This window comes from endosymbiont of Galathealinum brachiosum (assembly GCA_003349885.1).
Classification (GTDB): domain Bacteria; phylum Pseudomonadota; class Gammaproteobacteria; order SZUA-229; family SZUA-229; genus SZUA-229.
Map to the genome: position 1 here is coordinate 676,991 of QFXC01000011.1, position 22,837 is coordinate 699,827.

General features: G+C 40.8%; 19 protein-coding genes and 1 riboswitch. Of the genes, 7 read left to right on the forward strand and 12 right to left on the reverse strand.

The genetic code is table 11. The annotated features are described in order from the left end of the window. Positions 1-147: 147 nt before the first annotated feature. The 8 genes from DIZ80_11565 to DIZ80_11600 are packed head-to-tail and all read right to left on the reverse strand — an operon-like array spanning position 148 to position 6,821. Positions 148-1,425, reverse strand: a complete 1,278-nt coding sequence (locus DIZ80_11565; protein ID RDH82898.1) for a dihydroorotase — start codon at positions 1,423-1,425, stop codon at positions 148-150. Further along, positions 1,425-2,450 (reverse strand): aspartate carbamoyltransferase catalytic subunit, encoded by a 1,026-nt coding sequence (gene pyrB, locus DIZ80_11570; GenBank protein ID RDH82899.1) that lies wholly within the window; start codon positions 2,448-2,450, stop codon positions 1,425-1,427. Before pyrB ends, DIZ80_11565 begins: the two co-directional genes overlap by 1 nt. 33 nt (positions 2,451-2,483) lie before the next feature. After that, positions 2,484-2,990: a bifunctional pyr operon transcriptional regulator/uracil phosphoribosyltransferase PyrR gene (locus tag DIZ80_11575; GenBank protein ID RDH82900.1), complete on the reverse strand. Its 507-nt coding sequence runs from the start codon at positions 2,988-2,990 to the stop codon at positions 2,484-2,486. Continuing rightward, positions 2,987-3,400, reverse strand: a complete 414-nt coding sequence (locus tag DIZ80_11580; GenBank protein ID RDH82901.1) for a Holliday junction resolvase RuvX — start codon at positions 3,398-3,400, stop codon at positions 2,987-2,989. Before DIZ80_11580 ends, DIZ80_11575 begins: the two co-directional genes overlap by 4 nt. Continuing rightward, a complete protein-coding gene (locus DIZ80_11585) occupies positions 3,397-3,960 on the reverse strand; it encodes a YqgE/AlgH family protein (protein RDH82902.1) in 564 nt (187 codons plus the stop codon). The genes DIZ80_11580 and DIZ80_11585 overlap by 4 nt, the downstream gene beginning before the upstream one ends. After that, positions 3,960-4,838, reverse strand: coding sequence for a hypothetical protein (locus tag DIZ80_11590; protein ID RDH82903.1), 879 nt, complete (start codon positions 4,836-4,838; stop codon positions 3,960-3,962). Before DIZ80_11590 ends, DIZ80_11585 begins: the two co-directional genes overlap by 1 nt. Positions 4,839-4,845: 7 nt before the next feature. Beyond that, positions 4,846-5,880 (reverse strand): thiamine biosynthesis protein ApbE, encoded by a 1,035-nt coding sequence (locus tag DIZ80_11595; protein RDH82904.1) that lies wholly within the window; start codon positions 5,878-5,880, stop codon positions 4,846-4,848. Next, the gene (locus DIZ80_11600; GenBank protein ID RDH82905.1) at positions 5,874-6,821 is read right to left on the reverse strand and encodes a glutathione synthase; all 948 of its coding nucleotides are present in this window, start codon (positions 6,819-6,821) and stop codon (positions 5,874-5,876) included. The genes DIZ80_11595 and DIZ80_11600 overlap by 7 nt, the downstream gene beginning before the upstream one ends. 259 nt (positions 6,822-7,080) lie before the next feature. Here DIZ80_11600 and DIZ80_11605 point away from each other — a divergent pair, with 259 nt between their 5' ends. The 6 genes from DIZ80_11605 (at position 7,081) to DIZ80_11630 (ending at position 17,088) form a co-directional block, all read left to right on the forward strand. Next, positions 7,081-7,473 carry a pilus assembly protein PilG gene (locus DIZ80_11605; GenBank protein ID RDH82906.1) on the forward strand — a complete coding sequence of 131 codons (393 nt, stop codon included), beginning with the start codon at positions 7,081-7,083 and terminating at the stop codon, positions 7,471-7,473. Positions 7,474-7,527: 54 nt separating this feature from the next. Continuing rightward, entirely contained in the window at positions 7,528-7,896 is a 369-nt protein-coding gene (locus tag DIZ80_11610; GenBank protein RDH82907.1) for a two-component system response regulator, read from the forward strand. A 15-nt stretch (positions 7,897-7,911) separates the two neighbouring features. Then, positions 7,912-8,442 (forward strand): chemotaxis protein CheW, encoded by a 531-nt coding sequence (locus DIZ80_11615; GenBank protein ID RDH82908.1) that lies wholly within the window; start codon positions 7,912-7,914, stop codon positions 8,440-8,442. Between the two features lie 70 nt (positions 8,443-8,512). Then, complete coding sequence (locus DIZ80_11620) at positions 8,513-10,606, forward strand: chemotaxis protein (GenBank protein RDH82909.1); 2,094 nt, start codon at positions 8,513-8,515, stop codon at positions 10,604-10,606. A gap of 18 nt (positions 10,607-10,624) precedes the next feature. Beyond that, positions 10,625-16,633, forward strand: coding sequence for a histidine kinase (locus DIZ80_11625; protein RDH82910.1), 6,009 nt, complete (start codon positions 10,625-10,627; stop codon positions 16,631-16,633). Next, positions 16,633-17,088 carry a hypothetical protein gene (locus DIZ80_11630; protein RDH82911.1) on the forward strand — a complete coding sequence of 152 codons (456 nt, stop codon included), beginning with the start codon at positions 16,633-16,635 and terminating at the stop codon, positions 17,086-17,088. Before DIZ80_11625 ends, DIZ80_11630 begins: the two co-directional genes overlap by 1 nt. Before the next feature lie 37 nt (positions 17,089-17,125). Here the strand turns inward: DIZ80_11630 and DIZ80_11635 are convergent, their stop codons facing one another. The 4 genes from DIZ80_11635 to DIZ80_11650 form a co-directional block, all read right to left on the reverse strand. Continuing rightward, positions 17,126-17,854: a 16S rRNA (uracil(1498)-N(3))-methyltransferase gene (locus tag DIZ80_11635; GenBank protein RDH82912.1), complete on the reverse strand. Its 729-nt coding sequence runs from the start codon at positions 17,852-17,854 to the stop codon at positions 17,126-17,128. A gap of 24 nt (positions 17,855-17,878) precedes the next feature. Then, a complete protein-coding gene (gene metF / locus DIZ80_11640; GenBank protein ID RDH82913.1) occupies positions 17,879-18,730 on the reverse strand; it encodes a methylenetetrahydrofolate reductase [NAD(P)H] in 852 nt (283 codons plus the stop codon). 107 nt (positions 18,731-18,837) lie between these two features. Then, complete coding sequence (locus tag DIZ80_11645; GenBank protein ID RDH82914.1) at positions 18,838-20,244, reverse strand: adenosylhomocysteinase; 1,407 nt, start codon at positions 20,242-20,244, stop codon at positions 18,838-18,840. Positions 20,245-20,337: 93 nt separating this feature from the next. Next, positions 20,338-21,504, reverse strand: coding sequence for a methionine adenosyltransferase (locus DIZ80_11650; protein ID RDH82915.1), 1,167 nt, complete (start codon positions 21,502-21,504; stop codon positions 20,338-20,340). A gap of 163 nt (positions 21,505-21,667) precedes the next feature. Then, positions 21,668-21,739, reverse strand: a riboswitch (S-adenosyl-L-homocysteine riboswitch). Between the two features lie 96 nt (positions 21,740-21,835). On the opposite strand from DIZ80_11650, the gene DIZ80_11655 reads away from it, so the two are divergent. Next, positions 21,836-22,747, forward strand: a complete 912-nt coding sequence (locus DIZ80_11655) for an EamA/RhaT family transporter (protein ID RDH82916.1) — start codon at positions 21,836-21,838, stop codon at positions 22,745-22,747. Positions 22,748-22,837 lie beyond the last annotated feature (90 nt).

The window sequence follows — 22,837 nt, forward strand, 5'->3', positions numbered from 1 at the left end:
GGTTGAGTCGAGAAGAAAGTGAGCGAGAAAAATATTTGCTTGCTATGGTCAGGGATGGGGCTCGATTTTTGAACTCCGCCCCTGTTTTGATTTTAATCTGATTGTTCGGGAGATGAACAATACTGTTTAGATATATAAAAAATTATATTATTGTTTAAAAACAGTGTTACCTTTGATAAAAGTACGCATTACTTTTCCTTTGAAATGCCAGCCAGAAAATGGAGTGTTTCTGCCGTGACTTAACATTTCATCAATATTAAATACCCATTCTTTTTCAGGATCAATTAAACATAAATTTGCGGGCTGACCTACGGCCAGGTGTCCTGCATTCAGGCCTAAAGTGTTGGCTGGGTTGCAGGTAATACTGGCGATGGCTGTGTTCAAAGTTAAGCTGCCATTCTCAACCAGTTTTAATGTCAGTGGTAATAAGGTTTCAATGCCTGAAATTCCTGGTTCAGTAGCAGGGTAGGGAGCCAATTTTGCATCAGGTTCATGAGGCTGATGATCTGAACAAATGCTATTGATAACGCCCTCGGCTAAACCGTGGCGTAAAGCATTCATATCACGCTGTGAACGAAGTGGTGGAATAACATGATAAAGGCTGTTAAAACTGCTGATATCCATATCGGTAAGGTGCAGCTGGTGTACTGCTACATCGGCTGTTACTTTTAAACCATTTGCTTTAGCGTCACTGATTAGTTCAATGCTTCTTGCGCAGGATAAGCGACCAAAGTGAATACGAATATCAGTGTCTCGAATTAATTCTAAAATTTGAGCAATCGGTACGGTTTCCGCTGCGTAGGGTATGGAATTTAAACCCAGTCTGCTAGCAATAGCGCCTTCATGCGCGCAACCATTTTCACTTAAGTGTTTGTCATGGGCCTCAATAAAAACAGTAATGTTGTGTGTGGATGCATATTCAAATGCACGACGCAGAATTAACGGGTTCTCAATTGCGTTGCGTGCATTACTAACACCGACACAGCCCGCCTGTTTCAAACTGAACATTTCACTTAGATGTTCACCTTTCAAACCGGCAGTTAGTGCACCCAGTGTGTATACGTGTGTTTTTCTGGCCAGTTTTGCTTTTCGTAAAATTAATTCAACAACCGCCGGTTCATCAATAACCGGGTCTGTATCAGGTGGTATGCATAAAGTTGTTATGCCAGCGCTGGCGGCGGCATTGGTTTCTGTTTCTATATTGGCTTTTTGTTCAAGGCCAGGTTCACGCAAGCGTGCGCTAAGATCAACAATGCCGGGAATTAACCAGTGATTATTTGCGTCAATTGTTTCATCTGCTGTAAAATTTTCAGGTGCACTCCCCAGAGCGGCAACTTTCTGATCGCTTATGTATAAGTCTGTTTTTTCATCCAGATTATTTTTCGGATCAATAATTCGAGCATTTTTAATCAGGATATTATTCATTATTTTTTCTCCTGATCTTGAGTGGTTATATTGCCGCCTAGCGTCATTGACATGACCGCCATACGCACGGCAATGCCGTAGGTTACCTGATCTAAAATAACAGAACGATCCCCATCGGCTACACTGGATTCGATTTCCACACCACGATTAATGGGGCCGGGGTGCATAACAATGGCATCTGGTTTGGCAAGTTTAAATCGCTCTTCAGTTAAACCGTAGAGCTCATAATATTCCTGTTCGCTTGGTAGTAATGCGCCTGACATACGTTCTTTTTGCAGGCGTAACATAATGACTACATCGGCATCTTTAATGCCTTTTTCTAAATCATGAAAGACACTTACACCCATAGACTCAATGTCTTTTGGAATTAATGTTTTTGGGCCAACAACTCTTACTTCACCAGTGTTTAATGTATTTAATGCATGTATTTGAGAGCGTGCAACACGAGAGTGCATAATATCGCCAACAATAGCGACACGTAATTTACCAAAGTCAGCGCCTTTGTTACGGCGAATGGTAAACATATCAAGCATGGCCTGAGTGGGGTGTGAGTGTCGGCCATCACCGGCGTTTAATACGCGTATGTGTGGTGCTACATGATTAGCAATAAAGTGTGCCGTTCCCGAGTCTGCGTGACGCACTACAAACATATCGGTTTGCATGGCTTCCAGATTTCGAAGAGTGTCGAGCAGGGTTTCGCCTTTACTGGTTGCAGATACACTGATGTTCATATTAAGTACATCGGCAGAAAGGCGTTTTGCAGCAAGTTCAAAAGTAGTGCGAGTTCGAGTGCTAGCTTCAAAAAATAAATTTACAATGGTTTTGCCGCGTAATAAAGGGACTTTTTTAACTGATTCATTTACCCCGGCAAAACTTTCTGCCGTGTCGAGTATCTGATTAAGTATATTTGTGCCCAGACCTTCGATGGTCAGGAAGTGCTTTAATTGCCCCTGATCATCCAGTTGAATGTTCCAGAGGTCCTGGCCAATTAAATCATCAGTACGGCGGGTGGCTTTGTTAACCATTGTCTTCGATTTTCCTCTATTTACTGATATTTATCATTCGGATTTTATAAGTTCCCAGGCTAATGGTTCTGGCCCGGTTAATTTAATTTGTTCGTCATCTGAAAGTTCAAGTACCTGTCCGACTACATCAGCTTGAATGGGAATTTCTCTTCCCGGTCTTTCAATTAAGCATGCCAGGGTAATTGAAGCGGGACGGCCGTAATCAAAAATTTCATTCATCGCTGCACGAATGGTGCGGCCAGTCTGTAGTACATCATCGACCAGAATAATATGTCGGTCCTCTACCTGTGGTGGCAGACTGGATGGTTTAACCTGAGGATTCATGCCTATGCGTGAAAAGTCATCACGATAGAAACTGATATCGAGTGTTGATAAATCATCTTCGAGATTAAGTCGTTTATGAAGTTTCTCGGCAAGCCAGACACCACCAGTGTGAATGCCAACCATTAAAGGTTTTTCTATAGAACGGTGTTCTAACAGATTTTCGAGGTCGGTAGCCAGTTTTTCCAGAAGTTTGTCTGGTTCGGCAGCGTGGGTCATGTGTTTTGCTCCAGCCAGCTTTGAACAATGATTGCGGCGGCTATCTTATCAATGTCCGGTTTATTGTGCTTCTTTTTTTTTTCCTGTAAAAACTGTTCTGCCTCAAAAGAGCTAAGTGCTTCGTTGTGAGTATAAACTGGCAGTTTAAATCTGCCTTCAAGTTGACGGGAAAACTTTTCAGCTCGTTCGGTCATTTCGCTTTTGCCGCCATCAAGATAAAAGGGTAAACCAACAATCAGTGCATCCGGTTTCCATTCAGAAATTAGTTGCTCTATTGAAATCCAGTCGGGTTTGTTGTTTTTTGATGTCAGTGTGGTTATGGGGTTTGAGCTACAGGTGATTGATTGACCGGAGGCAACACCAATGCGTTTTTCACCGAAGTCGAATCCTAATACCTGTTGTATGCTCATGCATGACCTGTCTGGTTGCTTAGAAGTTGTAGATCAATACCTAACAGCATGGCAGCAGCTGTCCAGCGACTTTCGATGGGGGTGTTGAATAAAATATCTTCTGTTGCAGGGCAGTTTAGCCAGGTGTTTTCAGATATTTCATATTCTAGTTGTCCCGGACCCCAGCCCGCATAACCCAGTGCAAGTAATGATTGATCCGGGCCACTGCCATTTGCAATAGCCTGCATAATATCCTGTGAAGTAGTGACGGCAATATTATCCGTTACTTTCAGGCTTGAGTCCCACTTGCCAACAGGTGTATGTAATATAAAACCTCGGTCTGTTTGTACCGGGCCCCCACTTAGAACGGTCTGGTTTTTTATTTCATTGTTTGAGGTGGTTATTTGTAACTGTGAAAAAATCTCAGCCAGACTGAATTCTGACGGACGATTAATAGTGATACCAAGTGCACCATTGTCATCATGTTCACAAATAAAAGTTACTGATCTGGAAAAATTGCCATCTTCCAGGCTTGGCATGGCAATTAAAAAATGGTTTGCAAGACATGTTTCTTCAGTCATTAATAGCTTCTTAGTTGATCACTCTGAAATTCCCAGCTTCTGGTTATATGTATGATGTCAGCCTGTTTAAGTAATTTGCTTGGGAAGGGCGCAAATGGTGATGACATTTTTACTATCCGTTTTGCCGCATCATCTAAAATTTGATGACCGGAAGAGCGGCGTAAATTAATTTCTTTTAACGTGCCGTCTGCATTAATCACTACATCGAGAATAAGCGTACCACTTAGTTTTGCTCGTATTGCAGCATCCGGATAGTCGGCGTTACCCAGGCGTTCAACTTTGTCGATCCAGCCGCGCATATAAGTTGCAGCAATGTATTCTTTTGTTCTGGAGTTTAAAAATTTCTCTTTAGGTTTCTGTGAAAACTCCTGAAATGTTAAACTGAGTTCTTCGGCAAGTCGGGCAGCACGTTCATTTTTTTGTTGAGGTTTTAGTATTTGCTCAAGCACTTCTTTGCTGCTTAATTTTTCCTGTGATTTTATTTTATAACTGGATTTGTTTTTAGTGATGAATGTTTTTTTTGATTCCTGCTTTTTTACCGGTGTTTGCTGAACTGTCGACTGCAATTGAGCCATGCCCGGTTGTTTGGACAATGTAGGTGCAGAGAATAAATCGGTGCGACGCACTTTTTCTTCGCTATTGCCGCCGCCATCCTGGGATGTTTGTGCCAGATAATCTGCTTTGTCAGGCGTTTCTGAATTTGAGGTGTTAACCAGTATGACATCCAGTGAAGGAGGTATTTTCTGTTTTGCAGAGGGCGCAGAAACAAAGGTAATACCTAAAATAACAATGCCATGAAATAACAGGGCAAAGAAAATTGTCATGCCAAGGCGGTCGCTTGAAGTGACCTGAGGCGGAGCTACTGGTCGTCTTGTCATATCAGTATTATAGGTCTGTCGCGGTTAATATAGTAGTGTCAATTTGTGAATTAAATTTTAAACGTTTTTTCATGGCAGGAGTAACATGCACAACACCCTTGCTGTCAATTAGCATAACCTGTTTTAAATGAAGGTTGTTTGCTATTTCCTGCCACTTATCAGGGCCTGCTACAAATAGCGCGGTTGCTGCTGCATCGGCTAATCCAGAGTCAGTGTGTAAAACCGTAACCGATTGAACTCCTTGAGCCGGGTAGCCTGTGCGCGGGTCGAGTATGTGATGGTAGCGTTTTCCCTGATACTGATAAAAACGTTCATAATCTCCGGATGTGAAAACGCTTTCATCATTACTAGCTTCAATTTTGGCAATCCAGGTATCTAAGCGCGGGTGTCGTATGGCGATATACCAGGGGCGATCACCATGTGATCCAATGGCTTTTAAATCACCGCCAGTATTGATAATGGCATTTTTAATACCTCTGTTTTTTAGCATCTCTATTTCAAGGTCAATAGCATAACCTTTTGCAAACGCGCCAAAATTTAATAAGACATGGGGATTGTCTGTCTGAATTTTTACACCCTCTATTTTAATGTCGTCAAGTCGGGGGTTGTTCTTTATGAGCTGCTCAATGAGTTTGTTTTCGGGTGGTTTTATGTCTGGATCATCATGTTTATGAATTTGCCAGAGATTAATGAGTTCACCGATGGCGGGGTTAAATAACTGTTCAGTATTGTTTGCTATAGCAGCTGATTTTTTAATTAATTCCAGCACGCCAGGCCCAATAGAAAAGGTGGCGCCCGTTTTTAAAAGATTATTGGTGCGGCCTACAGAGCCTGATTCCCATGGAGACCATGCTGAATGCATGTAACTGAAGTCTTTATCAAGCTGTTTAAATGCTTCATCGGCCTGAGATTCACTTACATCGTAGAGTGTAATATCAATTAAGGTGCCAAAGTGTAAGCTGCTGTGGTGATATTCCTGCACTGTTTTTTCACAGGCAGTGAGACTAATAAATACCGTGATTAACAGGAGGTTTTTTAACATTTAATCTCTTCGATGCAGTCCATGAGTTGGCCGGCAATATCAAGATTAAACTGTTTATCAATTTCACGAATGCAGGTCGGGCTGGTCACGTTAATTTCGGTCAGATAATCGCCAATAACATCCAGACCGGCAAATAAAATACCCATTTCCTTAAGCGTGGGCCCTACCTGATCGGCTATCCACTGCTCTCTTTCTGTAATTGGTATGGCTTTACCCGAGCCGCCCGCTGCAAGGTTGCCTCTGGTTTCTCCCCTGGCTGGAATACGTGCGAGGGTGTAGCCAATTGCATCACCATTAACCATTAAAATACGTTTGTCACCCTGTGTTATTTCAGGAATAAATTTTTGCGCCATTATGGTGTGTTGGCCATAATTGACCATGGTTTCAAGAATGACAGAAAGGTTGGCATCTGTCGGGCTTACTCTAAATATGGACTGTCCGCCCATGCCGTCAAGAGGCTTAAGAATGACGTCTTTAAATTGCGTGACAAACTGGCGCAGTTTGTCCGGGTCTCGGCTAACCAGAACATCTGTGCAGCACTGAGGAAAACGAGTGGCGAATAGTTTTTCGTTAGCATCCCGAAGGCTAGCGGGTTTATTGACAATCAGACTGCCCTGTTGTTCTGCCATTTCCAGCATGTAGGTCGTATAGATATACTCCATATCAAAGGGCGGATCTATTCGCATTAGAATAACATCCAGATCTGCTGCATTCATTGTGGCAAGTTCACCGGTTTCGAACCAGTGACTGTTGTCATCAAACACTTTTATCGGCTTAAAGTCTGCTTTGATCGAATTATCTTTTAGATAAAGTCCGCTTTGTTGTATGTAGTGTAACTGCCAGCCTTTGTTCTGGGCGGCGAGCATCATTGCAAGGCTGCTATCTTTGTAGGGTGTGATGGATTCTATGGGATCCATTACGATACCAATGTTGATAGTCATCTTCAGTGTGCCCCTTGCGTTATTTGTTGCAGTAATAATTTTATATTACACCAAAAAAACAATAAATGCTTAATAATCATGGTGTTAGTATAAATTCTTTAGCTATTTACACAGGTTTTTGGCGTAACTGGTTTATTTGGGGGATATTTTTATTTGCGAAACTGTATAACATAAGCTACATTCACAAATATTGAGTGTACTAAATATAGCCTGATATATGACTCAGGCAGACCTAATTTTGGGGAAGAACGGGACGGCTATGGCAGAAGATTCCGCAGGGCTTAGTAACCTGAAAGTAATGGTGATTGACGATAGTAAAACGATTCGTCGTACCGCTGAAAATTTACTAAAAAAAGAAGGTTGTGATGTAGTAACCGCGGTAGATGGCTTTGAAGCCCTATCGAAGATTGCTGAACACAAACCTGATATTATTTTTGTCGATATTATGATGCCACGCCTTGATGGATATCAAACGTGTGCGCTGATTAAACATAATCGAATGTTTAAATCCACGCCTGTAATTATGTTGTCCAGTAAGGACAGTATTTTTGACCGCGCGCGTGGAAGAATCGTAGGTTCAGAACAATATTTAACCAAGCCATTCACTAAAGATGATTTGCTCGGTGCGATAAAAGAATATGCGTCAAATTAAGCAATTTAAAAAAGTTGCAGTTAATGAACATTTTAAGAGGTTGGAAAAAACTGAATGGCTAATATCTTAATCATAGATGATTCACCCACAGAGGTTCATGTGTTTAAGACCATGTTGGAAAAAAATGGTCATACTGTACACGTGTCTGAAACAGGTGAAGCAGGAATTGTGAAAGCGAAGGATATTATCCCTGATCTTGTTTTAATGGATATTGTAATGCCTGGCATTAATGGTTTTCAGGCGACTCGTCAGTTAGCCACAATTGAAGAGACATCTCATATCCCTGTTATTATCGTAACAACTAAAGATCAGGAAACTGACAAGGTATGGGGAATACGTCAGGGTGCAAAGGATTATATTGTTAAGCCGGTTAAGGAAAATGATTTAATGGCTAGAGTTAACTCGGCGCTTGCCGGTAAGTAAGGCTGGGATTAAATAATGCAAGGTGCTTTTAACAGACTAAAAGAAATAGAACAAAAATGTCTGGAAAGAGTAAAGGATATGCCATCGGTTGATGGTGTTACGGATGAGTGGACGGGTATCGGATTTAAAATTGCGGGTGTCAGTCTGCTTTCAAGTATGGCAGAAGTGACAGAAATACTGGATGTGCCCGCATTCACACGTGTACCAGGTGTTAAACCCTGGGTTGTCGGAATTGCAAACGTGCGTGGTGGTCTTTTGCCGCTGATGGATTTAAAGCGATTTGTTACCGGGCAACCAGTAGACAGTATGAATACGGCACGTGTCATGGTGGTAGACCATAATGGATTGCATACGGGCCTTGTTGTTGAAGAGGTGCAAGGGATGAGGCACTTTTCATTAGGTGAGCAGGCTTTTGAGTTACCAGATTTGGATAACCGTCTGAAGCCATATATAAAGCAGGCGTTTAAAAAAGATAATAATTTCTGGCCCGTGTTTAGTCTGCACGTACTGGTTGATGATGAGCGTTTCTTACATGCATCTTTGTAGGAAACAAAGCGAATACAGATAAGCCGGAATGATTATTTCATTTTGGTAGTAGCTTGGAGAATATAATAATATGAGCGCAGCAAAACGAAATCCGTTTGCTATAGGTGTAATTAGTAAACCCATTTTGATATTGGGTGTGCTATTGATGCTATCCATCGGTGCGATGGCAGCCAGTCTGTTTTATGCGGCAACTCAGCAAGCTTATCAACAACAATATATTGAAATAGTTTCTGAACAAAAACTACTTTCTCAGCGACTGGCGACTTTATCGCTAGAGTCTGCTGCAGGTAGAGATTCGGCTTTCACGCAATTAGAACAATTTCGTAACCGTTATGATGAAACGCTGAATATTTTTAAGAATGGTAATCCTTTAACGGGTTTGCCTTCTTTACCTGGCTCAGCAAAAACTCAGTTTAAAGCGGTAACGCAAGTTTGGTATGGTGACGGTTCAGGTGTTGGTCCGGATACTTACCGTGGCAATATTGGTAATATTCTTGATGGTAAATTAGCGATCTCAGAAGTCGGTGAGTTTGTTCTGGTAATTCAGGAATTTATTCCGCAGTTACTGTCTTTCTCAGAAGAGGTTGTTGATCTTTTAGTGGAAAGAAATGCGACACCACATCAGGTGTTTATGGCATCTCGCCAGTTAATGCTTACTCAGCGTATAGAAAATAACATGAACCGTGTTTTATCAGGTGGTGATGGCGCTGCTGCTGCAGCTGACCGTTTCGGTCGAGATGCTGCCCGTTTTGGTGCCGTGCTTGAAGCCATGTTAAAAGGTTCGAAAGCGTTACGTATTAAAAAGATTAATGATGAAGTTGTAAGAATTAAATTACGTGAAGTCGCAATGCTGTTTAGCTCGGTTTCAGATCACGTAGAAGCAATACTTGAGTTATCTCCTGACCTGTTTGATGTTAAAAACTCTGCTGGTGAAATAGAGTCACTGGGTGTTCAGTTACTGAAAGAAACAGAGAGTCTGGAAAGAGAAATTGTTAATCACGGTAAGTTCCTTGATATCGTTCGTTTTGTCGGTATCGGTGCAGGTGGTTTAGCGGTAATCGTTATTATCATCGCCGGTGTGTTGATGGTGCGTGACTCGGGTGAACGTGAGGATGCGGCACTTGAGCAAAACAGAAGAAACCAGCGAGCTATATTACGACTACTGGATGAAATGGCTAACCTGGCGGAAGGTGATTTAACTGTACACGCAACCGTAACCGAAGAAATAACGGGTGCGATAGCCGACTCCGTTAACTATGCGATTGACGCACTCCGCTCACTAGTAACCACAATCAACAGTACAGCGGTTGAGGTTTCTTCCTCGGCTGAAAAAACACAGGCAATTGCAACACGCTTAACCGATGCATCAGCTCACCAGGCGCGGGAAATTGCTTCTGCCTCTGCAGCGATCACAGATATGGCTGACTCGATGAAAGCGGTATCCAAAGATGCAGAAGGCTCGGTGGATGTAGCACATAAATCACTGGAAATTGCACAGAAAGGTGCGGGCATTGTACGTAAGAGTATTTCAGGAATGGATACGATTCGTGAGCAAATTCAGGAAACATCTAAACGAATTAAACGACTGGGTGAATCATCTCAGGAAATCGGTGACATCGTTGGGCTGATCACAGAAATCGCGGACCAGACGAATATCCTGGCATTGAATGCTGCGATACAGGCATCCACCGCGGGTGAAGCGGGTCGTGGTTTCGCGGTTGTTGCGGACGAAGTACAGCGACTGGCGGAACGAGCCAGTAACGCGACTAAACAGATTGAAGCACTGGTTAAAACCATCCAGTCCGATACTAACGAAGCGGTTAGCTCAATGGAAGCGAGTACAACCAACGTGGTAAGCGGTGCAAAAATGGCCGAGGATGCGGGTGACGCATTGATCGAAATTGAAAATGTATCGGATGAACTGGCGGAGTTAATCACCGGCATTTCAACTTCTGCAAATAAACAGGCATCGGTTGCGATGGATGTATCAAATACCATGAACGTTATTCAGGAAATCACCCTGCAAACGTCAGAAGGTACTGAAGAAACATCTGCTTCTATCGGTAACCTTAGTGTTCTGGCGAACGAATTACGTAAGTCAGTTGCCGGCTTTAAGCTGCCAGACAGCGATGAGCAGGTAGAAACAGTAATATTAAACGGTTGAGGCTAGAGTTTGTCTGAGATGAAAACAGAGGATACTGTTGAATATAATTCGTTACGTTGGGTCAAGAAAGAACTTGATCTGATATTACAGGAAGCCCAGGCTTCTCTATCGGCATATATTGAAGATACCGATGAAGAGGATCGTCTGCGTGAATCTGTTGAACATTTGCATATGGTGCAGGGCACTTTGCAAATGGTTGAATTATATGGCGCAGCACAATTAGCTGAAGAAATGGAAAAAGTTTCTGAAGCGTTGCTCAATGGCAATATTGATAAAGTTGAAGATGCATATGATGTTCTTATGCGCTCGATGCTGCAGTTGCCTGATTACCTGGAAAGTTTGCAGTCGGGCAGAAAAGATGTGCCCATGGTATTGCTACCACTGCTTAATGATTTACGAGCATCTCGTAGTGCTAGTTTATTATCTGAAAATGTTTTATTTTTCCCTGATGTAAATACTGAAAGCGGACAGTCAGAAACAGAAATTGAGGCTGGTCAGCTTGTCACTAACGCTAAAAAATTACGTCCTCATTTCCAAATTGGTTTGTTAGGCTGGTTTAAAGGTCAGAAGGTTTCAGCCAGTTTAAAACGTTTACTTGCCGTTCTGGGCGAGCTTGAGAAAAAAACCGCACAACCTTCAATTCGTCGTATCTGGTCGATTAGCTCCGCCCTTGTTGAAGGTCTGGGTAAAAATGGCATAGACAGCAATGTCAGTATTAAAATGTTGTTGGGTCAGGTTGATAGAAGCATAAAGCAGTTAATCGATACCGATGAAGATGTTTTTGCTAAAAACACTCCTAACGATCTATTAAAAAATCTTCTTTATTATGTTGCACGTATTACAACTGATTCGCCCCGAGTCAAAGAAATTAAAACTACCTATCGATTAGAGGAGTTATTACCTGGTGATAATGAGCTGGAAGAAGCTCGTTCAGGTATGGGTGGATTAAATGCAGAATTACTTGAAACAGTTTCTGCTGGTATTCGTGAAGATCTGTTAGAAGTAAAAGACGCACTTGAAATTTTTGTTCATAGTGAGGTTCAGGATCTGGGTAGGCTGGGTAACTTGCCTGCTTTATTGAATAAAATTGCAGATACACTGTCAATGTTGGGTCTGGGCATGCCGCGGGAAATGGTGCTTGAACAGCATGATGTAATTGAGCAGATTATATCTAAGTCAAAAGAGGCAACAGATGAACTCATTATGGGTGTTGCAGGTGTATTGCTTGCTGTTGAATCGCAACTAAATAGCTTTATTGCAAACCGCTCATCAATGGGTGGTGAGAATGAGCCCGCGCATCGTGTTGGTGATCTGGCTGATATGCCAGAGAGTGAATACCTTGAAGTGCTTTCAGCTGTAATACGCGAAGCGTTACAGGACTTTAATGATGCAAGGCTGGCAATTCTAAATTATCTTGAAAACCCGGTTGATAAAAATTTACTTGAAATTGTATTGCAACGTCTGGAAGAAATTGACGGTGCAATGTTTATGTTGCCTATTCAGAAATTGAAACACCAGACTGATTCATTACGTAATTATGTTTCAAAGGTTATGTTGAATGCAGGTCAGGTACCTGAAGCATCAGTACAGAATGATCTGGCAGATGTTGTAACGAGTATCGAATATTACCTGGAAGCTATTTTAGAAGGCAGGCCTGATTTAGAGTTATCGATGAATTCTGGTAATGCAGCTGCTGATAGATTATTAGAAATAGCATCTGAATCTGGTGTTGAAGTCGCAGAGCAGGAGGCTGTATCTGAAGAGATAATAGCGGAAGAAACTGAAGTTGCTGAAGAAGTCGTTTCAAATGAAGTGATAGAAACAGAAGATCCTGTAGAAGAACCAGTTGCAGAAAAGGAAGAGCCTGCATTAGAAGAATCAATAGCAGTAATTGAAGAACCAGTACAAGAAGCTGACGAAGTAGAAGAAGAGCGTTACATCATTCTAAGTGATGATGCAGATGAAGAAATTTTAGAAATCTTTATTGAAGAAGCAATGGAAGAGCTTGCGTCATTAAATGAACAAATCCCAGTCTGGGAGCGTGATCATGGTAATCAGGAATCACTGAGCACAATCCGTCGTTCATTCCATACTTTAAAGGGAAGTGGACGTTTGATCGGTGCAGAACTGATAGGCGAGTTCTCATGGAATTTTGAAAACATGCTGAATCGTGTCATTGATAAATCACGACCACTTAATCAGGATGTATTTGATATTCTGCATGAGTCTTTAGGTGTGTTGCCTCAGCTAATCGAGCAGTTAAAAGGAAATAGAGAGCCTATTCCTAACATCTATAAGTTAATAGACAGGACTGAAGCGCTGGGAAAGTGGAAAAAGCCGGAGGCAAATAAAGTAGCAGCTTCGGCTAGTGAAATAATAAAAGAAAAGTTAGTTGAAGAAGTTGAAACTCCTGTTTCAGAAATTGAAGAGCTGCAATTTGAAGAAGCGGAAGTTGATGAAACTGAAACAATAGAAATTTCAGAAGATGAAGTAATGGATGAAATTTCTGATGATGAACTTGTCCTTGAAGAGTCGCCTGATGAAGTTGCAGATGAAAGTGTTGTCGACAATGAGTTGTCAGAAGATTTAGACGATGATTTCGGTGATGAATTTGATATTGATTTGACGGATGAGTTAGAAGCTCTGCAAATAGCATCATCAGATGAAGCTGACGCAGTATTAGAGCTTGAAGAAACCTCAATAGAAGAAGATGAAGTATTAGAGCTTGAAGAGGTTTCTATAGATGAAACTTTAAATGAAGTGGTTATAGATGATCTTGCTCTGGATGAAGCTGAAGAAATAAAAATAGAAGATGAACTTTCTTCAGAAGACACCCTGCAAATTTATATAGATCCCGTTCTGTTTGATATATTCAAAGGTGAATCCGAAAACCATCTGCAACAGATAAAAAGTTTACTTGATAAGCATAATCAGTCAATAGAACCACTAACAGCTAATGCGGAATTGTTACGTGCATTACATACATTATTCGGAAGTGCACGCACTGCTGAAGTTGATGAAATAGCAGAGTTATGTGGTGGATTAGAAAAATACGTTCGATTATATCTGAATAAAGATGACTTAAGCATTTCAGATACAGGTGTAACGCTTATTTCGGATGTTGCCAGCAAAGTGTCTGGTATGCTTGCGGCTCTGGAGCAGAAAAATCACAAACTTGAATCGGATGATATTTTATTAAGTCGAATTAATAGTTTAAGCATTAAAAAACAAAACGAATTAGCAACCGAAGATGTAGCTGCAGTAGATGATACTGATACATCTGAAGATATTACGTTAGAAATTGAAGATAATAAGATTAGCGTAGAAGAGTCTTTAGTAAGTTATTCAGATGTCGATGACGAGTTAGTTGAAATATTCCTGGAAGAAGCAGAAGAGTTGTTAGATAGTTGTGAAAATAGCTTGCAACGCTGGAACTCGAATAATAATGATGAAGAAAGCGTTCAGGATCTACAGCGTCATTTGCACACTCTAAAGGGTGGTGCACGCATGGCTGATCTCAGTCCTGTTGGCGATTTAACGCATGCACTTGAGTCACTAGTTATTGCAGTTAATGATAAGCACCTTTCATTCACTAAAGAAATATCAAATGCATTTCATGATGCTCTCGATCAATTGTCAGATATGTTGTCTAAAGTAAAAGAAAGACAGCCATTATCGTCTGGTAATGCTCTTATTTTGCATATCGATGCACTTAGAGAGGGAAAAAAAACTTCAAATAACGTAGAACCATCATCTACTGATGAAGGTGAAGACCCGGAGCCCGCAAGGGGCTTAGATAGTGTAACCATAGACGATACTGAAGATGCCGATACCTTTGCAGTAGAACTGACTGAAGAAGCTATATTATCTGATGATTTTGATGTTGGATTAGACGAAGACTTTGGTTTTGAAATTCCCCTAGATCCCGATATTGATTCCCCATCAGAAGATGAAGGTATAGTTTTAGATTCAGATGCTGATTACCAGGTTGAACTAAGTTCAGAATCTATTCTGGAAGAAACTGAAGACTTAACTGATCAGGTTTCAGTGAGTCTGATTGATGAGATCGAAGAAGAGGAAGAAGTTGAATCCACTCCTGAAGAAACAGTAGAAGAGGGAGAAACTCCAACATTTGTTCTTGAAAAAAATGAAGCTCTTCAGGAAAATGTTAAGCCTCAGCAAAAAGATAGCATAGCAACTGAGCAGGTGCGTGTACGATCTGATTTATTAAATGACCTGGTAAATCATGCAGGTGAAGTCAGTGTTTATCATGCGCGTATGGGTCAACAAATATCAAACTTCTCATTTAACCTTTCTGAAATGAATCAAACCGTTATACGTTTACGTGAACAGTTGCGTCAACTTTCAATTGAGACTGAAGCTCAAATATTATCCAGATATGAAAAAGAGTCTGATCAGTATGATGAAGATTTTGATCCATTAGAAATGGATAGATTCTCTACAATGCAGCAGATATCTCGAAGCTTGCAGGAAACAGTGGGTGATATAGAAAGTATTAAAGATCTGTTATCAGAAGAGGTTCGTGACTCTGAAACATTACTGTTACAGGAGTCCAGAGTAAGTTCTGAATTACAGGAAGGTTTAATGCGTACGCGTATGGTTCACTTCGGTGGGCTTGCTTCTAGATTGAGAAGAATTGTACGCCAGACTGCGCGTGAGTTAGATAAAGAGGTTGAGCTTGAGATCGTTGGTGAAACATCTGAGGTCGATCGGACGGTACTAGATCGTATTGTTGCACCGCTTGAACATATGTTAAGAAATGCGGTTTCTCACGGCATAGAAAATGTAGATGAACGTAAGGCTGCAGGTAAACAGGGAACAGGAACATTAAGAATAATTGTTGATCGTGAAGGTTCAGATGTAGTTATAACCGTTGATGATGACGGGCGTGGTATTGATGTTAATGCCATACGTAAGAAAGCTACAGATAAAGGATTGTTAACTGCGGATAGCGTGATAAGTGACCATGATGTGCTGCAATATATTATGGAAGCCGGTTTTAGTACGGCAGAAAAAGTAACACAAATATCCGGCCGTGGTGTTGGAATGGATGTTGTTGACAGTGAAATAAAACAGCTTGGTGGTGTGCTTGAAATAGATACAGTTCAGGGTAAAGGCACAACGTTTAAAATTCGCCTGCCACTGACACTAGCAATTAATCATGCGTTACTGGTTAACGTTGGTGAGGATATCTACGCGGTACCATTAAACAGTATAGAAGGTGTAGTGCGTTTATCTGGGCCAGAGCTGCAGCAGTTTTATAATAGTGGTGAAAACAGTTATGAGTTTGCTGGTAGTTCGTATGAGCTAAAACACCTGGGTGCGCTATTAACAGGTGAGCAAGCAGATTATTCAAGGCAAGGTCAGTTATTCCCTGTGTTGCTTGCACGAACAGGCGATCAGAGTGTTGCACTACATGTCGACGATTTAATTGGACGACGTGAAGTTGTTGTAAAACCAGTTGGTGCGCAGATTAGTACAGTGCGTGGTATATCTGGTGCAACCATTCTTGGTGATGGTCGTGTGGTTATTATTCTTGAAATGAATTCACTGGTATTAGGTGACTCGCTCTTCCATGTAACCGACTCAGATGATGAGTTAGGCGAAGAAGTAGAAGCAATACCCGTTATTGAAGAGAAACGAGAAACTATTGTTATGGTGGTCGATGACTCAATAACAATACGTAAAGTAACAGAACGAATGTTAACACGACATGACATGAAGGTTATTACAGCAAAAGATGGTGTCGATGCTGTGTCGCAATTACAGGAAGTAAAACCTGATGTTATGTTGTTAGATATAGAAATGCCAAGAATGGATGGTTATGAAGTTGCGACTCATGTTAGAAATGATCCGCGTCTTGCCGATTTGCCTATTATTATGATTACATCTCGAAGTGGCTCCAAGCATAAAGATAAAGCGATGGAAATAGGTGTAAATAAATATATGGGTAAACCATTCCAGGAAGATGAATTGCTAGAAAATATTCACGAGCTGATTGACTGATGTCCGAAGAAATAAAATGCATGATATTAAAAATTAATGGTGACGAACTGTTAATGCCGAATGCGTCGGTGGCAGAAATAATACCTATTAAAAATATTATTAACGTAGCGAATAAGCCAGCCTGGATGTTAGGTTATCTTGACTGGCGTGGACATTCTGTTCCGCTGGTCTCGTTTGAAGCAATGGGTGAAGTTCGAATGCCTAGTCTGGCTTCTGGTAATGTGAAAGCAGCCGTTTTGTTTTCTATCGGAGAAGACTCAAACTTTCCGTTTATGTCTATTTTAATGCAGGATGCACCTTCAATTATTAATGTAAAAGAAGCAGATGTGATTTCAAATAAAGAAAAAATTAATCATCCAGCAGTAGGTGATAAAGTTATGATGGCTGATGGAACGTATAGCATTATAAATCTTGAAAAGCTGGAATCAATTGTAAAAGAAGTTATGACGCATTAGCAGTTTGATTTAAGTCATTTTCTGGCCCAAAAAGGCACTACCTACCTAAATCACCCCAAAGAAGTTGAACTGAAGTTATTGCAGCTAATGCTGCAGTTTCAGTACGCAATATCCTGGGTCCAAGTTTGATACCTTCGAATCCGTTGTTCTTTGCTGCAATAATTTCACTTTCAGAAAGCCCGCCTTCAGGACCGATTAAAAGATGAATATTGGTGGCAGCTGATAGAGATTGAAGGTTATTACTTGAAAGTGGATCAAGTAATAACCTTGAATCAGCAGAGCTGTCATTGAAGATTGTTTCTAGTTTACCTACTGGATTTATTGCGGGTAGGTAGTTGCGACCAGATTGTTCGCATGCGCTAATTGCTATTGAGCGCCAGTGATCCAGTTTTTTTTGTTCTCGCTCGCCTTTCAGGTTGACTACAGTTCGCTCGGTGATAACAGGCGTAATTTGAGTGACACCCAGTTCAATTGATTTTTGAATCGCAAAATCCATGCGATCGCCTTTTGAAATACCCTGAAACAGGTGAATGTTAATATTGGATTCATTGTCAATAACAGTTGAGGACTCGATGTGAGCAATCGCTTTTTTTCCTGAAACTTCCAGGCGAGCTGAATACTCAGTGCCTTCGCCATTAAATAAAGTAAATATATAATTGTTTTTTAATCGAAGAACTTTAATCAGGTGGTTGCTTGAAAACTTATCAAGTTGAACGATGTCATCCTTGTCGAACAGCCCCGATTGATATATTCGAATTGATTTCATGTAAAAATTTAAAACAATCTCAAACTATAGTTTGAGATTGTTCCATATTTTTAAAGTTGCTTCTGACTGATTCATAGAATAGAAATGCAGTCCAGGAGCACCCATTTCCAGTAACTTTTGACACATAGAAGAAACGAAATCGGCTCCAAATTCTTTTATGGAGTCAGTGTCATCGGCATATGATTCCAGCTTTCGTCTTAGCCAGCGTGGAATTTCAGCACCACACATGTCAGAAAAACGAGCCAGGTTGCTGTAATTAGTGATTGGCATGATACCGGGTACTATTGGTAAGTCTAACCCCGCTTTTTCGCAATTATCAATAAAGTAAAAGTAACTATCAATGTTATAAAAGTATTGAGTGATTGCGGAGTCTGCGCCAGAAAGTACTTTATTTTTAAAGTTTAACATATCCTGATTGGCGTTTTCAGCTTGTGGGTGTGTTTCAGGGTAAGCGGCAACTTCAATATGAAACTGATCATTGTAATTATCACGTATAAAGCCGACTAGCTCATTAGCGTAATTAAAGTCGCTTTGTGAAACTGTACCAGATGGCATGTCTCCACGTAGCGTAACGATACGCTTAATACCCTGATTTTTATAATCGTCGAGAATATCTTTCAGTTGTTGTTTGCTAGAGCCAATGCATGAAAGGTGCGGAGCTACATCGCAGCCAGTACTTTGTTGAATCTTTGTGACAGCATTGAATGTGGTTTCACGAGTGGATCCGCCAGCACCAAAAGTAACAGAAAAAAATTCAGGATTAATTTCATTTTTTAATGTTTCAGCCGTGGAGAGCAGGTTTTCCATTCCCTTGTCAGTTTTGGGTGGGAAAAATTCACAACTGAAATTTTTATCTAGTTTTTTTTGGGTTTCCATCAATAAAACCTGTGTTAATCAATTATTCTTTAAAGCTATCCTTTCAGAAGTAACAGGCAACAATAATGAATGCTTGTCATTTCTAAAAGGGCAGTAAGGCCGCTGAATTAGTAGCGGTAGTGCTCAGCTTTGTATGGGCCTTCAACAGGTACATTAATATAATCTGCCTGTTCCTGAGAAAGCTCTGTTAGGTGAGCACCAATCTTGGTTAAATGTAAACGAGCTACTTTTTCATCTAATTGCTTAGGAAGAATGTAAACTTTATTCTCATATGCTTCAGCATTAGTAAAGAATTCAATTTGTGCCATAACCTGATTGGTGAACGAAGCAGACATTACAAAACTAGGGTGACCTGTTGCGCAGCCCAGGTTTACCAGACGACCTTTAGCGAGAATAATGATCTTTTTGCCATCAGGAAAAATCACGTGATCAACCTGTGGTTTAATTTCTTCCCACTCATATTTTTCAAGTGAAGCGATATTGATTTCAGAATCGAAGTGACCAATGTTACAAACGATTGCTTCGTTCTTCATTGCTTCCATGTGGTGATGATCAATAACATTTAAGTTACCAGTTGTAGTAACAAAAATATCGCCCTGACTTGCAACTTCATTCAGGTCTACAACGCGGTAACCTTCCATTGCTGCCTGAAGTGCACAGATAGGATCGATTTCTGTAACCCAAACCGTTGCCCCCATACCTTTGTATGCTTGAGCGCAGCCTTTACCAACATCACCATAACCGATAACAACACAGATTTTACCAGCGATCATTACGTCAGTTGCGCGTTTGATACTATCGATTAATGATTCACGACAACCATATAAGTTATCGAATTTTGATTTAGTAGCAGAATCATTAACATTCATCGCAGGGAATAATAATTCACCTTTTTCCTGCATTTCATATAAACGGTGAACACCTGTAGTGGTTTCTTCGGTTACGCCTTTAACGCTAGCCGCAATATCGCCCCAAACTGTTTCGCCTGATTTGATTGTACGGCGAAGCACGTTAAGCACTTCTTTGTATTCTTCGTTATCATCATCTTTAGTAGCTGGAACAGCACCGGCTTTTTCAAACTCAACACCTTTATGAACTAATAATGTAGCGTCGCCACCATCATCAAGAATCATATTTGGTAACTCACCGTTAGGCCACATAAGAGCCTGCTCCGTGCACCACCAGTATTCTTCAATCGTTTCACCTTTCCATGCAAATACAGGAATATTCTGTGCAGCAATTGCAGCAGCAGCATGGTCTTGTGTTGAGAAAATATTACATGAAACCCAGCGTACGCTTGCACCAAGATCTACTAATGTTTCGATCAATACAGCAGTTTGAATTGTCATGTGAATGCTGCCCATAATACGGCAACCTTCTAAAGGTTTTTTGCCAGCATATTCTTCACGTAGAGCCATAAGACCTGGCATTTCGATTTCAGCAATTGATATTTCTTTACGACCCCAATCGGCCAGTGACATATCTGCAACTTTATAATCTGTAAATTCGCTCATTGTAATAATTCCTAAATAATTTTATTTTGTAGGTTCGAATTTATTCGAACAAGTGTGAAATGAAAGTGCGAACAGGTTCGCACCTACAAAAAACTAAATGCCAGCTGCATCTCTTAATGCATCAGCCTTGTCAGTACGTTCCCATGTGAAGTTATCTTCTGTGCGGCCAAAGTGGCCGTAAGCAGCAGTGTTTTTATAGATAGGGCGTAATAAATCTAACATTTGAATCAAACCTTTTGGTTTAAGATCAAAGTGCTCACGAACCAGTTCTTCTATACGGCTGTCTTCTATTTTTCCTGTGCCAAATGTTTCAATAGAAATTGAAGTAGGTTCAGCAACGCCAATAGCATAAGAAACCTGAATTTCACATTTGTCAGCAAGGCCAGCAGCAACAATGTTTTTAGCAACATAACGACCAGCGTATGCTGCAGAACGGTCTACTTTAGATGGGTCTTTACCTGAGAACGCGCCACCACCATGACGAGCCATACCACCATATGTATCAACAATAATTTTACGACCAGTTAAACCACAGTCACCAACCGGGCCACCAATTACAAAGTTACCTGTTGGATTAATATGAAACTGAGTAGCTTTATTAATTAAAGACTCTGGAAGTACATGTTTGATAACCTCAGCCATAATCGCTTCGCGTAATGCGCTTAAACTAATATCCGGTGAATGCTGAGTTGATAAAACAACGGCATCGATAGAGGTAGGTACACCATCTTCATAACGGAAAGTTACCTGACTTTTTGCATCTGGACGTAACCAGCTTAAAGTGCCGTTTTTACGAACTTCAGCCTGACGTTTAACCAGTTTATGTGCGTAAGTAATAGGTGCAGGCATAAGTACATCAGTTTCGTTACAGGCGTAACCAAACATAAGGCCCTGATCGCCAGCACCTTGTTCCAGGTCATCACCTTCGCCTTCATTAACGCCCATCGCGATATCTGGAGATTGTTTATCTATAGAGGTGATGACGGCGCATGAATCAGCATCAAAGCCCATTTCAGAGCTGGTATATCCAATATCACGTACTGTATCACGCACGATTTGCTGCATATCAACCCAGGCTGATGTGGTGATTTCACCTGAAAGTACAACCATACCCGTATTTATCAGGGTTTCGCAGGCAACACGAGCTTTAGGGTCCTGTTCAAAGATAGCATCTAAAATGGCATCAGATATCTGGTCAGCAACCTTATCCGGGTGACCTTCTGATACAGATTCAGATGTAAATAAATGACTTTTCGACATGTTTTATTCCTCGATACAAGTAACTAGTTCGCCAGAATACCTATAATAATCAATGGCCTATTACCATAGGTAACTTAAGGTAAAGCAATATGAGGGAATCAGAGGTTGGTAGATTATTCTACCGAGATAAGATCCGTGCCCATTTTTAGCTAAACTAGAAACTAATAAATGAGCGCAGTTTAAAATTGATGCACCAAGCCTGACAGAGATATCTGCTGCAGCGCTCCTCAGTGCGGATAGAGATTATAGTTCAAAACATAAGAAATGGCTAATTTATAGTCTATATCAGTATGTTGAGGGTAGAATGCGGTAATTAAAAAATTGGATCAATGTGTTGTTTAACAATCTATCCCCCCTTTCTCCAAAGATATCAGGTTTTTTATTAGCCATAATAGGCACGGCTCTCTTTTCGCTTAAATCAATATTTATAAAGCTGTCTTATATGCAGGGACTAAATGCAGACAGTGTGTTAATGCTTCGAATGGCAATTGCGCTGCCAATATATGCAGGTATTTTAATATGGTTGTACAGCAAACAGGAATCGGTTCCAGAGTCTTTACATAAAAATATCTATAAGATTATCTTTCTGGGGTTTATCGGATATTTTTTATCTTCATGGCTTGATTTGAAAGGGCTTGAGTATATTTCTGCACAACTGGAAAGGTTAACGTTATTCAGCTATCCAGTTTTAGTAGCTGTTCTTGGTTCGGTATTTTTTAAAACACCACTGACTAAAAATATTGTACTGGCATTAATTATTACTTATGCAGGCGTTTGGGTAGTTTTTAATCAGGAGTTAACATTGTCAGGTGAGAATGTTGAGTATGGAACATTACTGGTTTTTCTAGCGGCGCTGAATTTTTCAATATATGTATTGATGGGTAAAAAAGTAATACATGAAGTAGGAAGTCTGTGGTTTACAAGCATAGCAATGATCGTATCAAGTGTATTTGTATTGTTATATTACGCAGCATTTTTTAACTACAGTTCGTTGGTAGTGACAGCTATGGCCTGGTTTTGGCTGATTTTGTTAGCCATTTTTAGTACGGTTATCCCCAGTTTTATGATTGCCGAAGCCATCGCAAAAATAGGCCCCGCACAAACAGGTGTCATCGGAACATTAGGGCCAATGATAACAATAGTACTGGCCGTTGTATTTTTGAATGAGTCGTTTACCGTTTCACATGCAATTGGCATATGTCTGGTTATAGGTGGCGTAACCGTTTTAGCAAGAGGGAAGTAGTCAATGAGTTAAGGAGCGTTTCCATCAGGGGCTGGCTCCGTTTTTTTGGGGGGCAGTCCTATGAGGCGAGGCAACCATTAAGTTGAGCGA

What these genes read in the sequence shown, in the direction of transcription:
- metF (RDH82913.1), bottom strand. Translation starts at nt 18,730, where the DNA reads ATGGAAACCCAAAAAAAACTAGATAAAAATTTCAGTTGTGAATTTTTC.
- DIZ80_11625 (RDH82910.1), top strand. Translation starts at nt 10,625, where the DNA reads ATGAAAACAGAGGATACTGTTGAATATAATTCGTTACGTTGGGTCAAG.
- DIZ80_11585 (RDH82902.1), bottom strand. Translation starts at nt 3,960, where the DNA reads ATGACTGAAGAAACATGTCTTGCAAACCATTTTTTAATTGCCATGCCA.
- DIZ80_11580 (RDH82901.1), bottom strand. Translation starts at nt 3,400, where the DNA reads ATGAGCATACAACAGGTATTAGGATTCGACTTCGGTGAAAAACGCATT.
- DIZ80_11605 (RDH82906.1), top strand. Translation starts at nt 7,081, where the DNA reads ATGGCAGAAGATTCCGCAGGGCTTAGTAACCTGAAAGTAATGGTGATT.
- DIZ80_11630 (RDH82911.1), top strand. Translation starts at nt 16,633, where the DNA reads ATGTCCGAAGAAATAAAATGCATGATATTAAAAATTAATGGTGACGAA.
- pyrB (RDH82899.1), bottom strand. Translation starts at nt 2,450, where the DNA reads ATGGTTAACAAAGCCACCCGCCGTACTGATGATTTAATTGGCCAGGAC.
- DIZ80_11565 (RDH82898.1), bottom strand. Translation starts at nt 1,425, where the DNA reads ATGAATAATATCCTGATTAAAAATGCTCGAATTATTGATCCGAAAAAT.
- DIZ80_11590 (RDH82903.1), bottom strand. Translation starts at nt 4,838, where the DNA reads ATGACAAGACGACCAGTAGCTCCGCCTCAGGTCACTTCAAGCGACCGC.
- DIZ80_11600 (RDH82905.1), bottom strand. Translation starts at nt 6,821, where the DNA reads ATGACTATCAACATTGGTATCGTAATGGATCCCATAGAATCCATCACA.
- DIZ80_11610 (RDH82907.1), top strand. Translation starts at nt 7,528, where the DNA reads ATGGCTAATATCTTAATCATAGATGATTCACCCACAGAGGTTCATGTG.
- DIZ80_11650 (RDH82915.1), bottom strand. Translation starts at nt 21,504, where the DNA reads ATGTCGAAAAGTCATTTATTTACATCTGAATCTGTATCAGAAGGTCAC.
- DIZ80_11635 (RDH82912.1), bottom strand. Translation starts at nt 17,854, where the DNA reads ATGAAATCAATTCGAATATATCAATCGGGGCTGTTCGACAAGGATGAC.
- DIZ80_11620 (RDH82909.1), top strand. Translation starts at nt 8,513, where the DNA reads ATGAGCGCAGCAAAACGAAATCCGTTTGCTATAGGTGTAATTAGTAAA.
- DIZ80_11615 (RDH82908.1), top strand. Translation starts at nt 7,912, where the DNA reads ATGCAAGGTGCTTTTAACAGACTAAAAGAAATAGAACAAAAATGTCTG.
- DIZ80_11645 (RDH82914.1), bottom strand. Translation starts at nt 20,244, where the DNA reads ATGAGCGAATTTACAGATTATAAAGTTGCAGATATGTCACTGGCCGAT.
- DIZ80_11575 (RDH82900.1), bottom strand. Translation starts at nt 2,990, where the DNA reads ATGACCCACGCTGCCGAACCAGACAAACTTCTGGAAAAACTGGCTACC.
- DIZ80_11595 (RDH82904.1), bottom strand. Translation starts at nt 5,880, where the DNA reads ATGTTAAAAAACCTCCTGTTAATCACGGTATTTATTAGTCTCACTGCC.